The 13950-nt window shown below is 67.7% G+C and carries 14 protein-coding genes; 10 read left to right on the plus strand and 4 right to left on the minus strand.

Annotated elements, in window-relative coordinates; translation table 11 throughout:
• The first annotated feature begins 111 nt into the window (after nucleotides 1-111).
• Both QM569_RS12260 and QM569_RS12265 read left to right on the plus strand, forming a co-directional pair.
• Nucleotides 112-2226 carry a 3-hydroxyacyl-CoA dehydrogenase NAD-binding domain-containing protein gene (locus QM569_RS12260; RefSeq protein WP_414987517.1) on the plus strand — a complete coding sequence of 705 codons (2115 nt, stop codon included), beginning with the start codon at nucleotides 112-114 and terminating at the stop codon, nucleotides 2224-2226.
• 42 nt (nucleotides 2227-2268) lie between these two features.
• Nucleotides 2269-3444, plus strand: a complete 1176-nt coding sequence (locus tag QM569_RS12265; protein ID WP_414987518.1) for an acetyl-CoA C-acyltransferase — start codon at nucleotides 2269-2271, stop codon at nucleotides 3442-3444.
• 134 nt (nucleotides 3445-3578) lie between these two features.
• Here QM569_RS12265 and QM569_RS12270 read toward each other — a convergent pair whose 3' ends face one another.
• Nucleotides 3579-4001, minus strand: a complete 423-nt coding sequence (locus QM569_RS12270; protein WP_414987519.1) for a PIN domain-containing protein — start codon at nucleotides 3999-4001, stop codon at nucleotides 3579-3581.
• Complete coding sequence (locus QM569_RS12275; RefSeq protein ID WP_414987520.1) at nucleotides 3998-4201, minus strand: type II toxin-antitoxin system VapB family antitoxin; 204 nt, start codon at nucleotides 4199-4201, stop codon at nucleotides 3998-4000. The genes QM569_RS12270 and QM569_RS12275 overlap by 4 nt, the downstream gene beginning before the upstream one ends.
• Before the next feature lie 98 nt (nucleotides 4202-4299).
• Between QM569_RS12275 and QM569_RS12280 the strand changes: the two genes are divergently transcribed.
• The 6 genes from QM569_RS12280 to QM569_RS12305 all read left to right on the plus strand — a co-directional run bounded on the left by QM569_RS12280 (nucleotide 4300) and on the right by QM569_RS12305 (nucleotide 10434).
• Nucleotides 4300-6150 carry an acyl-CoA dehydrogenase gene (locus QM569_RS12280; protein WP_414987521.1) on the plus strand — a complete coding sequence of 617 codons (1851 nt, stop codon included), beginning with the start codon at nucleotides 4300-4302 and terminating at the stop codon, nucleotides 6148-6150.
• Between the two features lie 89 nt (nucleotides 6151-6239).
• A complete protein-coding gene (locus tag QM569_RS12285; RefSeq protein ID WP_414987522.1) occupies nucleotides 6240-7034 on the plus strand; it encodes an SDR family oxidoreductase in 795 nt (264 codons plus the stop codon).
• 4 nt (nucleotides 7035-7038) lie between these two features.
• The gene (locus tag QM569_RS12290) at nucleotides 7039-7470 is read left to right on the plus strand and encodes a PaaI family thioesterase (RefSeq protein WP_414987523.1); all 432 of its coding nucleotides are present in this window, start codon (nucleotides 7039-7041) and stop codon (nucleotides 7468-7470) included.
• 69 nt (nucleotides 7471-7539) lie between these two features.
• Complete coding sequence (locus QM569_RS12295) at nucleotides 7540-8556, plus strand: NADP-dependent oxidoreductase (RefSeq protein WP_414987524.1); 1017 nt, start codon at nucleotides 7540-7542, stop codon at nucleotides 8554-8556.
• Nucleotides 8557-8593: 37 nt separating this feature from the next.
• Nucleotides 8594-9532, plus strand: a complete 939-nt coding sequence (locus QM569_RS12300) for a glutathione S-transferase family protein (protein ID WP_414987525.1) — start codon at nucleotides 8594-8596, stop codon at nucleotides 9530-9532.
• A complete protein-coding gene (locus QM569_RS12305) occupies nucleotides 9529-10434 on the plus strand; it encodes an SDR family oxidoreductase (protein WP_414987526.1) in 906 nt (301 codons plus the stop codon). Before QM569_RS12300 ends, QM569_RS12305 begins: the two co-directional genes overlap by 4 nt.
• A gap of 69 nt (nucleotides 10435-10503) precedes the next feature.
• Here QM569_RS12305 and QM569_RS12310 read toward each other — a convergent pair whose 3' ends face one another.
• Nucleotides 10504-11298, minus strand: coding sequence for an IclR family transcriptional regulator (locus tag QM569_RS12310; RefSeq protein WP_414987527.1), 795 nt, complete (start codon nucleotides 11296-11298; stop codon nucleotides 10504-10506).
• 121 nt (nucleotides 11299-11419) lie between these two features.
• Between QM569_RS12310 and QM569_RS12315 the strand changes: the two genes are divergently transcribed.
• Both QM569_RS12315 and QM569_RS12320 read left to right on the plus strand, forming a co-directional pair.
• Nucleotides 11420-12421 carry a TRAP transporter substrate-binding protein gene (locus QM569_RS12315; protein ID WP_414987528.1) on the plus strand — a complete coding sequence of 334 codons (1002 nt, stop codon included), beginning with the start codon at nucleotides 11420-11422 and terminating at the stop codon, nucleotides 12419-12421.
• Nucleotides 12422-12442: 21 nt separating this feature from the next.
• On the plus strand, nucleotides 12443-12889 hold the full coding sequence (locus QM569_RS12320) for a type II 3-dehydroquinate dehydratase (RefSeq protein ID WP_414987529.1): 447 nt from the start codon (nucleotides 12443-12445) through the stop codon (nucleotides 12887-12889).
• Nucleotides 12890-12985: 96 nt separating this feature from the next.
• Here the strand turns inward: QM569_RS12320 and QM569_RS12325 are convergent.
• Nucleotides 12986-13950, minus strand: a 965-nt coding sequence (locus QM569_RS12325) for a DUF72 domain-containing protein (RefSeq protein ID WP_414987530.1), incomplete at its 5' end; no start/stop codon positions are given.

Consider the following 13950-nt stretch of genomic DNA (forward strand, 5'->3'; position numbering starts at 1 on the left):
TGAGACAAACCCATGCTGCAAAGCAGCACAAACCTTCCTACAATGAATTCGCACGGTCGTACTATTTTCGATCGTGCTTCTTTTTTCATCACCGTCCCAAGGAATCGCAGCATGACCGCTGAATACCAAGTCCACGGCAATGTGGCCGTGATCACGATGGCCAATCCTCCCGTCAACGGGCTGGGCCTCTCCACGCGCGTCGGCATCGTCCAGGGTTTGGAAAAGGCCAATGCCGACGCAAACGTCAAGGCCATCGTCGTCACGGGTGCGGGTGCCGCGTTCTCCGGCGGGGCGGACATCAAGGAGTTCGGCACCGACAAGTCGCTGCAGGAGCCCAACCTGCTGTCGGTCATCCTCGCCATCGAGAATTCGGCCAAGCCCGTGGTCGCAGCCGTGCATTCGGTCGCCATGGGCGGCGGGCTGGAACTGGCGCTGGGCTGCCACTACCGCATTGCGGCGCCCGGCTGCTCCATTGCCCTGCCCGAGGTAAAGCTGGGTCTCATCCCCGGCGCGGGCGGCACGCAGCGCCTGCCGCGCGTGATCGGAGTGGAAGCTGCACTCAACATGATCGTGAGCGGCGAGCCCGTCAAGAGCGAGATGATCGGCGCCGTACCCGGCCAGAAGCTGTTCGACAAGATGGCCGCGTCGCCCGAATCGCTGGCCGAGGAGGCCCTGGCGTTCGCCCAGAGCGTGGCCGAAGAACATGCCAAGGGCGGCCCGTTGCCGCTGGTGCGCAACCTGCCCTGCAAGCACCCGCAGGGTGATGCGTACTTCCAGTTCGCGCGCAACATGGTCAAGGGCATGGCCAAGAACTTCCCCGCGCCGGCCAAGTGCGTGGACGCGGTCGAGGCCGCCACGAAGAAGAAGTTCGCCGACGGCTTGGCCGTGGAGCGCGAGATCTTCATCAACCTGATGTGGACGCCCGAGTCCCGCGCGCTGCGCCACCTGTTCATGGCCGAGCGCGCCGCGAGCAAGATTCCCGACGTGCCGTCCGACACGCCCAAGCGCGACATCAAAAAGGTGGGCGTGATCGGCGCGGGCACCATGGGCGGCGGCATCTCCATGAACTTCCTGAACGCGGGCATCCCGGTCACCATTCTGGAGACCAAGCAGGAAGCGCTGGACCGCGGCGTCGGCGTCATCCAGAAGAACTACGAAGCCCAGGTCAAGAAAGGCAAGCTGAAGGCAGACAAGTACGAGCAGCGCATGGCCCTGCTGTCCACCACGCTGAACTACGACGACCTGAAGGACGCCGACCTGATCATCGAAGCCGTGTTCGAGCGCCTCGACGTGAAGGAGGCGGTGTTCAAGAAGCTGGACGAAATCGCCAAGCCCGGCGCCATCCTGGCGTCCAACACCTCCACGCTGGACGTGGACAAGATCGCTGCCTTCACCAAGCGCCCGCAGGACGTGGTGGGCATGCACTTCTTCAGCCCGGCCAACGTGATGAAGCTGCTGGAAGTGGTGCGCGGCAAGGAAACCGCCAAGGACGTGCTGGCCACCGTGATGCAGCTCGCCAAGAAGATCAAGAAGACGGCCGTGGTCTCGGGCGTGTGCGACGGCTTCATCGGCAACCGCATGATCGAGCGCTACAGCCAGCAGGCCGGCTTCCTGCTCGACGAAGGCTGCACGCCGCAGCAGGTGGACAAGGCCATCGAGAAGTTCGGCTTCGCCATGGGCCCGTTCCGCATGGGCGACCTGGCGGGCAACGACATCGGCTGGGAAATCCGCAAGCGCCGCGCGACCGACCCGCAGTTCGCCAGCATGAAATACAGCAAGACCGCCGACCTGCTGTGCGAAATGGGCCGCTATGGCCAGAAGACCGGCGCGGGCTGGTACGACTACCAGGCGGGCAAGCGCGACGCGATCCCGAACGCGCAAGTCGAGCAGATGATCGTGGACCACCGCAAGAGCCTGGGTATCACGCCGCGCAAGGTGAGCGACGAGGAAATCGTGCAGCGCCTGGTGTTCGCCCTGGTGAACGAGGGCGCGAAGATCCTGGAAGACGGCATCGCCAGCAAGGCGGGCGACATCGACATGGTGTACCTGACCGGCTACGGCTTCCCCATCCACCGTGGCGGCCCCATGAACTACGCCAACGAAGTGGGCCTGTTCAACGTGGTGGAGGCGATCAAGCGCTTCGCCAAGAACCCGCTGGACGACCCCGGCGCATGGGTCGTGTGCCCGCTGCTCGCCAAGCTGGCCGCCGAAGGCAAGTCCTTCTGACGCCCGCGCGTGCAACGAACCTCAACGAATAAAGGAATCCACATGACCTCCGCAGTGATCGTCTCCACCGCCCGCACCCCGCTCGCCAAGAGCTGGAAGGGCTCTTTCAACATGACCTATGGCCCCACGCTGGGCGCGCACGCCGTGCGGCACGCCGTGCAGCGCGCGGGCGTCGATGGCGCCGAGGTCGAAGACGTGATCATGGGCATGTCGCTGCCCGAAGGCACGCAGGGCGGCAACGTCGCCCGCCTGATCGCCACGCGCGCCGGGCTGCCCGTCACCACCTCGGGCCTGACCATCAACCGCTTCTGCTCGTCGGGCCTGCAATCCATCGCCCTGGCCGCCCAGCGCATCATTGCGGGCGAGAGCGACGTGCTGGTTGCGGGCGGGCTGGAGAGCATCTCCTGCGTGCAGCAGGAGGTGAACCAGCACATGGCCATCGACCCCGCGCTGATGGCGCAAAAGCCCGAGATCTACTGGAGCATGCTCCAGACCGCCGAGCAGGTCGCCAAGCGGTACAACATCAGCCGCGAGGCCATGGACGAATACGGCGCCGCCAGCCAGCAGAAAGCCTGCGCAGCGCAGGCCGCAGGCAAGTTCGACGACGAGATCGCCCCCATGACCACCATCATGGGCGTGGCCGACAAGACCCTGGGTCTGATCACCAAGGAAGTCACCGTCTCCAAGGACGAAGGCACGCGCGAAGGCACCACGGTGGAGGCCATCAGCGGCCTGCGCAGCGCGCTGCCCGGCGGCCTGGTGACCGCGGGCAACGCCAGCCAGTTCAGCGACGGCGCGGGCGCCTGCGTGCTGACCAGCGAGGACTACGCCAGCAAAAAGGGCCTCAAGCCCCTGGGCCGCTTCCTGGGCTTTGCCGTGGCGGGCTGCGAGCCGGACGAAATGGGCATCGGCCCCGTGTTCGCCATCCCCAAGGTGCTGAAAAAGCTGGGCCTGTCCATCAACGACATCGACCTGTGGGAGCTGAACGAAGCCTTCGCCGTGCAGGTGATCTACTGCCGCGACAAGCTGGGCATTCCCAATGACCGCCTGAACGTGAACGGCGGCGCCATCGCCCTGGGCCACCCCTACGGCGTCTCCGGCCAGCGCCTCACGGGCCATGCGCTCATCGAAGGCAAGCGCCGCGGTGCCAAGCGCGTGTGCGTGACCATGTGCATCGGCGGCGGCATGGGCGCTGCCGGCATCTTCGAGGTGCTGTAAACAATCCGGCCCCGTGGCTGGCACGCCCCGCGCAGGCTACAGGGTTTGCGCGGGGCGTTTTGCTTCTGTTTTTATAGCTGCTGGCGCTTGTCTGGCAAGCGCTAGATGCCAAAAATACCTATAGCTTTTGGCGTTTATCTACCCAGCCCTGCTTGCGCAGGCCATACGCGCAGCGCGCAATGCCTGGCGGCATGCGTGAAGTCCTTGTCCGTCGTGAGAAGCGTCAGGTCGTGGCGAATGGCCAGTTGCGCCAGCAGTGCGTCCACCGTGCCGATCTGCACGCCCGCCTGGCGGCAGGCATTGCGCAGGGCCGCGGCGGCGATATGGTCGTCACGATCCGGCTGGAGCAGGGGCAGGGCGGAGAACCGTTCGATGATCTGGGAGTGAGCCTTGGCACCTATGAAACCCTGCAAAAGCTCCTGAAGCACCAGCCCCGTCGTGACCACGACCTCGGCCCCGAACAAGGCATCCTGGAGTGCATGCACCTGCGGTTCGGTCGCCTGCGCGTCGCGGCGAAGGGCCAAAGACCAGACGCTGGTATCAACGAGCAGCGTCATTTGCCGCGCGACCGCTCGGCCTTGTAGTCGAAAGACGGATCCCACTCCAGCTTGCCCAGCAGGTCGGCAACGCGCCGCTGCTCGCGGCGGGCAATGAACTCCTGCAGGGCTTTGGTGACGGCGGCTTTCTTGGTGCGTTCGCCGCTCACTTGAAGGGCGCGGTCCAGAAGGGCAGGGTCGATAGCGAGGTTGGTAGCCATGTGTGCCTCCTTGTGCGGCAGTTTACACACCTCTTTTGCGGACGGCGCGGTCACCCAGTGGACATGCCCGGCCCGCCAGCATCCCGATAATTTCCCGTATGACCACCCTTCGCAACACCCTCGATTTCCTGCTCTACGACTGGCTCGACGCCGCCGCGCTCAGCGGTCGCGAGCGCTTTGCCGACCATTCCCGCGAGACCTTCGACGCCGTGCTCGACACCAGCGAGCGCATCGCCCGCGAGAAGTACGCGCCCTTCAACCGCCTCGTGGACACCGAGGAGCCGCGCACGGTGGCCGAGCCCGACGGCACGCTGCGCGTGGTGCTGCCCCAGGCCACTTACGACGCGCGCCAGGCGTATGCCGAATCGGGGCTGCTCTCCGCCGCGCAGGACTACGACATCGGCGGCATGCAGCTGCCCTACACGGTCGAGGCGGCGGCGGGCAGCTTCTTTGCGGTGGCGTCGATCAGCATCGGCTCGAACCTGCTCACCTCGGGCAACGCCAACCTGCTGATGGCGCACGGCACGGACATGCAGAAGAGCGTGTTCGCGGCCAATGAATTCAATGGCCGCTGGGCCGGCACCATGTGCCTGTCGGAGCCGCAGGCGGGCTCGTCGCTGTCGGACGTGGCCACGCGCGCCGTGCCGGACGGGGCGGGGCACGAGGCCGACCCGCTGGGCCCGCGCTACCGCCTGACCGGCAACAAGATGTGGATCAGCTCGGGCGACCACGAGCTGACGGAGAACATCGTCCACCTGGTGCTCGCCAAGATACCGGGACCGGACGGCAAGCCCGTGCCGGGCGTGAAAGGCATCTCGCTGTTCATCGTGCCCAAGAAGCTGGTGGACACCGAGGGCCAGTTGACCGGCGAGCGCAACGACGTGGCGCTGGCGGGCCTGAACCACAAGCTGGGCTGGCGCGGCACCACCAACACGCTGCTCAACTTCGGCGAGGGCAGGTACCCGGTGCGCGGCGGCGCGGGGGCCATCGGCTACCTGGTGGGCAAGCCCGGCGAGGGGCTGAAATGCATGTTCCACATGATGAACGAGGCGCGCATCGGCATCGGCATGGCCGCCACCATGCTGGGCCTGGCGGGCTACTACGCCAGCCTGGACTACGCCAAGAACCGCCCCCAGGGCCGGGCGATCAGCGCATCCGGCAAGGACGCCGCGCAGCCCCAGGTGCGCATCATCGAGCACGCCGACGTGAAGCGCATGCTGCTCGCGCAAAAGAGCTACGGCGAGGGCGCGCTGGCGCTCAACCTGTTCTGCGCGCGGCTGGTGGACGAGCAGCACACCGGCACGCCCGAGGCCGCCGACGAGGCGCGCCTGCTGCTGGAGGTGCTGACCCCCATCGCCAAGAGCTGGCCCAGCGAGTTCTGCCTGGAGGCCAATTCGCTCGCCATCCAGATCCACGGCGGCTACGGCTACACGCGCGACTTTCCGGTGGAGCAGTACTGGCGCGACAACCGCCTGAACATGATCCACGAGGGCACGCACGGCATCCAGGCCATGGACTTGCTGGGCCGCAAGGTGCTGATGGAAAACGGTCGGGGCCTGCAACTGCTGGCCGGGCGCATCAACGCCACCATCGAACGCGCCATCCAGGCGCCCGAGCTGGCCCCCTACGCCAATGCCCTGGGCAAGGCGCTGCAGGACGTGGGCGCCGCCACCAAGGCGGCCTGGGCCACGGGCCAGCCCGCCGAGGCGCTGGCCAACGCCGTGCCCTACATGCAGGCTTTCGGCCACATGGTGCTGGCCTGGATGTGGCTGGACGTGGCGCTGGCCACGCTGCGCCAGGATGCTACGCTTTCAGTAGCTGCCAGCGCAGGCAGAATGGGCGCTATGCGGTATTTTTACCATTATGAATTGCCCAAGATTGGCGCGTGGCTGCACGTGGTGAGCACGCGCGACGCCACCTGCGCGCAACTGCCCGAAGATGCCTTTTAAGGCCATGCCGCCCCTGGCAAATCACGCGCGCGACACGGCTGGCCCGTGCCGCGCAGCACAATGAACCGCACCCTCAAGGAGACGAACCCATGACGACCCGCACCATCCAACAACTGTTCGACCTGACCGGCAAGACCGCCCTGGTCACCGGCGGCTCGCGCGGCCTGGGCCTGCAACTGGCCCATGCCCTGGGCGAGGCGGGCGCCAAGGTCATCATCAGCTCGCGCAAGGCGTCCGACCTGGAAGAAGCCGCAGTCGAGCTGCAGGCCGCTGGCATCGACGCGCGCTGGATCGCCGCCGACTGCGCCAAGGAAGACGACATCCGCCGCCTGGCCGACGAGAGCCTGCAGCGCCTGGGCCACGTGGACATCCTGGTCAACAACGCAGGCGCTGCCTGGGGCGCGCCCGCCGAGGACCACCCCGTGGACGCCTGGGACAAGGTGATGAACCTCAACGTGCGCGGCTACTTCATCCTCAGCCAGCACATCGCCAAGCACAGCATGATCGGGCGGCGCAGCGGCAGCATCATCAACGTGGCGTCCATCGCCGGGCTCAACGGCAACCCCAAGGGCATGAACACCATTGCCTACAACACGTCCAAGGGCGCGGTCATCAACTTCACGCGCGCGCTGGCCACCGAATGGGGCCACTACGGCATCCGCGTCAATGCCATCTGCCCGGGGTTCTTCCCCAGCAAGATGACGGCGGGCACGCTCAAGGCCCTGGGCGAGGCCAAGCTGGCCGAAGGCACGCCCCTGGGCCGCCTGGGCGACGACGAGGACCTGAAGGGCCTGTGCGCGCTGTATGCGTCCGACGCGGGCAAACACATCACCGGCCAGTGGCTGGCCGTCGATGGCGGCGTGAGCGTGGTCACGGGTGGCTGATGCCGTGCTGAAATTCGGCGTCGAAATCCCCTTCGTCAGCCACCTCGGCTTCACGCTGCACCGCATGGAGGGCGGCGAGTCCGAGCTGCGCTACGAGGCCAGGCCCGAGCACCTGAACTCCTTCGACGTGACCCACGGCGGCGCGACCATGACGCTGCTGGACGTGACCATGGCCACCGCCGCGCGCAGCGAGACGCCCGACCTGGGCGTGGTCACCATCGAGATGAAGACCAGCTTCATGCAGGCTTCGCGCGGGCCGCTGGTGGCCAGGGGGCGTCTCATCCACCGCACGGCCACGCTGGCATTCACCGAAGGCACGGTGTATGACGCCGCAGGCCGCGTGTGCAGCCATGCCACCGGCACCTTCAAATACGTCAAGCGCCTGCCGGTGGATGGGCGCAGCGCCCACGACCTCCAACGGCTCTCTACCGACTGAATTCCAAGCCAAATCGGCCTCCAGCGCTTACCAGATAAGCACAGACAGCTATCAAAACAGGAGTAAACCATGCCCCGCAACCAACAAATCCTGCTCGACAACCGGCCACAGGGCGAGGCCACGGCCAGCAACTTCAAGCTCGTCGCCACCGACACGCCCGCGCTGCAGGACGGCCAGGTGCTGGTGCGCCACCACTACCTGAGCCTGGACCCGTACATGCGCGGCCGCATGAACGAGAGCAAGAGCTACGCCGCCAGCCAGCCGCTGGGCGAGGTCATGATCGGCGGCACGGTGGGCGAGGTGGTCGAGAGCCGCCACCCCAAGTACGCGCCCGGCGACAAGGTGGCGGGCATGGGCGGCTGGCAGGAATACAGCGTGGTGGACGCGGGCCAGCCCGGCGTGCTGCGCAAGGTGGACACCACCCACGTACCCCTGTCGCACTACCTGGGTGCGGTGGGCATGCCGGGCGTGACGGCGTGGTATGGCCTGGTGAAGATCATCGCGCCCAAGGCAGGCGAAACCGTGGTGGTGAGCGCCGCCACGGGCGCCGTGGGCAGCGCCTTTGCCGCGCTGGCCAAGGCGCGCGGCTGCCGCGTGGTGGGCATCGCGGGCGGGCCGGACAAGTGCCGGTACGCCACCGGCGAGCTGGGCTTCGATGCCTGCATCGACTACCGCGAGCATGGCGACGTGAAGGCCATGTCCGGGGCGCTCAAGCAAGCCTGCCCCGACGGCATCGACGGCTACTTCGAGAACGTGGGCGGCTACATCCTCGACGCCGTGCTGCTGCGCGCCAACGCCTTCGCCCGCATCGCGCTGTGCGGCATGATCGCGGGCTACGACGGCCAGCCGCTGCCGCTGGCCAATCCGCAACTGCTGCTGGTCAACCGCATCAAGCTCGAAGGCTTCATCGTCAGCGAACACCCCGAGGTCTGGCCCGAGGCGCTCAAGGAGCTGGGCACCCTGGTCGGCACCGGCAAGCTGCGCCCGCGCGAGAGCATCGCCCAGGGCATCGCCGCCGCGCCCGAGGCGTTCCTGGGCCTGCTCAAGGGCAAGAACTTTGGCAAACAACTGGTGAAACTGATCTGAGCCGGGCATCGGTGCGGATCGACATGCGGAGAACGCCATGAGCCACCTGATCCTGCACCACTACCCCTCGTCGCCGTTCTCCGAAAAAGTCCGGCTCGTGCTGGGCCGCAAGCAGCTGGCGTGGAAGTCCGTCATCGTCCCCAGCATCGCGCCCAAGCCCGACGTGGTCGCGCTCACCGGCGGCTACCGCCGCACGCCGTTCCTGCAGATCGGGGCGGACATCTACTGCGACACGGCCCTGATCTGCGACGTGCTGGAGCACGAGCAGCCCGAGCCCGTGCTCTACCCGCCGCACCTCAAGGGCGTGGCGCGCGTGTTCGCGCAGTGGGCCGACACCACGCTCTTCGCCGCCGCCATGGCCTACAACCTGCAGCCCCGGGGCGCGGCCGTCCTGTTCGCCCACCTGCCGCCCGCCGTGCTGCAGGCGTTTGGCGACGACCGCCGGGCCATGCGCGCGGGCATGCCCGCCCCGCAACCGCAGGACGCCGCGGCGGCCTACCGCTCGTACCTGCGCCGCATCGCCCACATGGTCGAGGAGCATGACTTTCTGTTCGGTACCGAGCCCTGCCTGGCGGACTTCTCGGCCTACCACCCGCTGTGGTTCACGCGCCAGTGCGTGCCGGTGATGGCCGACATCTTTGGCGCCACGCCCGCCGTGCTGGAGTGGATGGACCGCATGGCCGCCATCGGCCATGGCCGCATGGAGAAGTTCAGCGCGGCGGACGCCATCACCGTCGCCGCCGGGGCCGACCCCTTGCCGCTGCCGGGCGACGTGTTCCAGGACGAGCACGGCATCCCCCTGGGCGCGCGGGTCGCCATCGCCGCCGAGAGCTTCGGCACCGAACCCACCGAGGGCGAGCTGATCGCCGCCACACGCACCCGCTACACGCTGCGCCGCCAGGACGCGCGCGCGGGCACGGTACACGTCCACTTTCCCCGTATTGGCTACACATTGCGAAAGGTTGAATCCACATGATCGAGAACTTCAAGGGCAAAACGGCAGTCCTCACCGGCGCGGGCTCGGGCTTCGGCCTGGAATGCGCGCGCATCGGCGCGAAGCTGGGCATGAACCTGGTGCTGGTGGACGTGCAGCAGGACGCGCTCGACAAGGCCGCCGCCGAGATGCAGGCCGCAGGCAGCCAGGTGCTGGCGCGCAAGGTGGATGTGTCCAGCGCCGAGCAGATGGAGCAGCTCGCGGCCGACGTGCAGCAGCGCTTCGGTGCGCCGCACTTCGTGTTCAACAACGCGGGCGTGGGCTCGGGCGGCCTGGTGTGGGAGAACATCGTGGCCGACTGGGAGTGGGTGCTGGGCGTCAACCTCTGGGGCGTGGTGCACGGCGTGCGCCTGTTCACGCCCATGATGCTCGCCGCCGCCAAGGCCGACCCGGCCTACCAGGGCCACATCGTCAACACCGCCAGCATGGCGGGGCTGCTCACGCCGCCCAACATGGGCATCTACAACGTCAGCAAGCACGCGGTGGTCAGCCTGACCGAGACGCTGTACCAGGACCTGCGCCTGGTCACCGACCAGGTGAGCGCCAGCGTGCTGTGCCCGTACTTCGTGCCCACCGGCATCACGCAGAGCGAGCGCAACCGCCCGCAGGCCATGGCCGACGAGAAGCCCACCCAGAGCCAGCTCATCGGCCAGGCCATGATCTCCAAGGCCGTGACCAGCGGCAAGGTCACGGCGGCCGAGGTGGCGCAGAAGGTCTTCGACGCCATCGCGGCCGACCAGTTCTACGTCTTCAGCCACCCGCACGCGCTGGGCAACGTGCAAAGCCGCATGGAAAGCATCCTGCGCATCGAGAACCCGGCCGACCCGTTCGCCGAGCGGCCCGAAGTGGGCGCGCAGCTGCGCGCGGCATTGCGGGCCGGTTAAGGCTCAAAAAGGCCGCCAGAGCGTATCTGACAGGCGCTGGCAGCTATCAAATAAATAGCGTCAGGGCGGTCAGACGCCCTGGCCGCGCCTGCGCAGCAGTGCCGACCCGCTGCTGGCCATGGCCAGCTCGCGCGTGGCGGCCAGCAGGGCCGGGCCGAGCGCGTGCATGCGCTCCTCGCTCAGGCGCACCAGCGGCCCGGCGATGGTCACCACCCCGATCACCGCGCCGTCGTGGCTGCTGCGGATGGGGGCGGCCATGGCGCTCATGGCGGGCGCGAAGACTTCCACGATCATGCTGAAGCCGCGCTCGCGCGCCGCCGCCAGGTAGGGCAGCAGGGCCCCGACGGTGGTGGGCGCGTTGGGGCCGTAGTCCTCGGGCCTGCCAAAGCCCTGGCGGGCCACCAGGGCCAGGGCCTCCTCGTCCGTCATGGTGGACAGCCAGGCGTGGCCCGCCGAACTGCACGACAGGTTGACCGACAGGCCCATGTCCGGGTCGTAGCGCAGGCCGCGCACGGCCCCCTGCGCCTTGGCGACGAAGGTCAGCGCGTCGCCGTCCACCACCGCCAGCCGCACCAGCTCGCCCGACTCGGCGGCCAGCCGGTCCAGCAACGGCTGGGCGATGTCAACGATGCCGCTGGCGCTCAAAAAACCCAGCCCCAGCGACACCAGCTTGATGGTGAGCAGGTAGTTGCCCTGGCTGCCGTCCTGGCGCACGTAGCCGCAGCGGGCCAGCTCGCCCAGTAGGCGGTGCGTGGCGCTCAGGGGCATGTCCAGCGCGGACGCCACGCTCGACAGCGCCGTGCCCTCGGGGTGGCGTGCCAGGTGTTCCAGGACTTTGAAGCTGCGCTCGACGATGCTGCTCATGGCGGGGGCTTTCGGTGCGTGCGGGTTGAAATGGGGCAATGGATGTTAAAGGGTTTCCACCATGGAAACACTTTCCACTTTTTTCTACGATGGCCTTTCCCTTCCTGATGGAGATGTCCCCGTGAACAAAACCGCCCGCCTCCTGGCCGCCGCCGGCCTGTCCCTTCTGCTGGCGCTGCCCGCCGCCGCCCAGCAGGAGCGCGTGATCCGCTTCGGCCACCTCAACAACGCCGACCACCCGGTGAGCTTCGGCGTCAAGCGCTTTGCCGAGCTGCTGGCCGCCAAGAGCGGTGGCAAGCTCAAGGTGCAGGAGTTCCCGGCCTCGCAGCTGGGCAACGAGCTGCAGCAGCAGTCGGCCCTGCAGGGCGGGGTGCAGCAGATGTCCGCGCCTGCCACCACGTCGCTGGCGGGCATCGTCAAGGAGTTCGGGCTGATCGACTTTCCCTTTGCCGTGGGCAGCTTCGAGCAGGCCGACGCGCTGCTGGACGGCCCGCTGGGCCAGGCGCTGATCGCCAGGCTGCCCGAGAAGGGCCTGGTCGCCCTGGGCTACTGGGACCTGGGCTTTCGCAACGTGACCAACAGCAAGCGCCCCATCGCCCGCGCCGAGGACTTCGACGGCCTCAAGCTGCGCGTGATCCCCAACCCCGTGTTCCTCGACACCTTCAAGGCGTTCAAGGCCAACCCCGTGCCCATGCCGTTCGCCGAGCTGTATGGCGCGCTGGAGGCCAAGGCGGTGGACGGCCAGGAAAACCCGTTCGCCGTGATCCTGTCGAACAAGATGTACGAGGTGCAGAAGTACCTGAGCGCCACCAACCACGTGTACGCCGCCAACATTGTGCTGGTGAGCAAGAAGTTCTGGGACCAGCTCAGCCCTGCCGAGCAGAAGATGATGCACGACGCCGCCAACGAGGCGCGCGGCTACCAGCGCCAGGTCAGCCGCGCCGCCGCGCAGAAGGCCGTGGGCGAGCTGAAAGACAAGGGCATGCAGTACAACGAGCTGTCGCCCGCCGAGCAGCAGCGCATGCAGAAGATCGCCAAGCCCGTGGTGGACAAGTTCGCCGCCAGCTACGACCCGGCGCTCGTCAAGCTCTACAACGACGAGCTGGCCCGCATCCGCAAGTAATGCACCTGGCGTACGCATCCCATGAAAATCCTCGTCCTCCACGGCCCGAACCTCAACCTGTTCGGCCGCCGCGAACCCCACATCTACGGCACCACCACGCTCGCGCAGATCAACGAGCGGCTGCAAAAGCTCGCCGCCGAACTCGGCGTGGAGCTGGCCACTTTGCAGTCCAACCATGAAGGCGCGCTGATCGACTTTCTGCACGCGCACATCGACGCGGCCCAGGGCGCGCTGGTGAACCCCGCAGGGCTGACGCAGCATGGCGTGCCGCTGCACGACGCGATCAAGGCCATGCCCTTCCCGGTGATCGAGGTCCACATGTCCAACATCGCCGCGCGCGAGGCCTGGCGCGCGCACTCCATCATCTCGCCGGCCGTCAAGGGCACGGTGCAGGGCCTGGGCCCGCATTCGTACCTGGCCGCGCTGCGCGCGCTGGTCGAAAGCCTGCGCGAAGCCGCCGCTGGCTGATGAAGAAATTTGGGTAAAAAAGGCCGCCAGCGCTTATGGGGTAAGCACCTGCAGCTATCAAAATGGTAGTTTCCGGTGGTTGCACCCGCGCCTGCGTCAATGGGGGCGGGCAAGCTGCTCGGCCACGCCCCGCAGCGTGAGCGGCGCGCAGCCCTCGGCGTGGTTGCTGATGGTCACGCAGGCGTTCTGCCCCGCGCCGGTGACGGCGTTGATGAGCCGTGCCAGCGCGGCGCGGTTGTCCGGGTCGGGGTGGTGCAGGCGGTCGTAGGGGGCGTAGAGCTTCTGCGCGTCTTCATAGCCGTAGGGGCCGTGGACGGGGTTCAGGTTCCAGCGGCACACCAGCGGGCCGGGCCACAGGGCGCGCAGCACGGGCAACTGGTCGGGCAAAGGCGGCATCCGGGCGTGCAGGCCCAGGCAGTAGGTGGCGCCGGATTCGCGCAGCACGGCGGCGAAGGCAGGGGTCAGCCATTCGGGGTCGCGCACCTCTATGGCGATCACGCCGTCGGGCGCTGTGGGCGCCAATGCGGGCTGGGCCAGCAGCAAGGCGCGCAGGCGTTCCAGCAGCACCGGCAGGCGGTCGAGCTGGGCCAGGGGCAGGGGGCTCAACTGGAACACCAGCGCGCCCAGCTTGGGGCCCAGGCCCTGCAGGGCGGGCTCCACGAACTCGCTGCGCGCCAGGCCGGGGTTCAGGAAGGCTGGGTTGGGCTGGCGGCCCCGGCCGTCCTCGCTGCGCACCAGCGCATCGGTCACCAGGCTGGGCGCCTTGACCACGAAGCGGAAGTCAGCAGGCACCTGGGACGCATAGCGCTCGTACTGGCTGGCGGTGAGCGGGCGGTAGAAGCTGCGGTCGATGCTCACGGTGCGCAGCAGCGGGTGCTGGGCATAGACGGGCAGTCCCTGTTTGGAGAGCTGCGCTTCGGAGTGGTCGCCCGCCCACACCAGGCCCTTCCAGCCGGGGTACGTCCACGACGAGGTGCCCAGCCGCAGTCGGGCGGGCAGCGCGGCGGCCAGCGCCCGCAGGCCGTCGTGGCCCGGCGCGGGCTGCACGCCGGTGCTGCGGG

This window comes from Acidovorax sp., assembly GCF_047607405.1.
GTDB lineage: Bacteria > Pseudomonadota > Gammaproteobacteria > Burkholderiales > Burkholderiaceae_C > Acidovorax.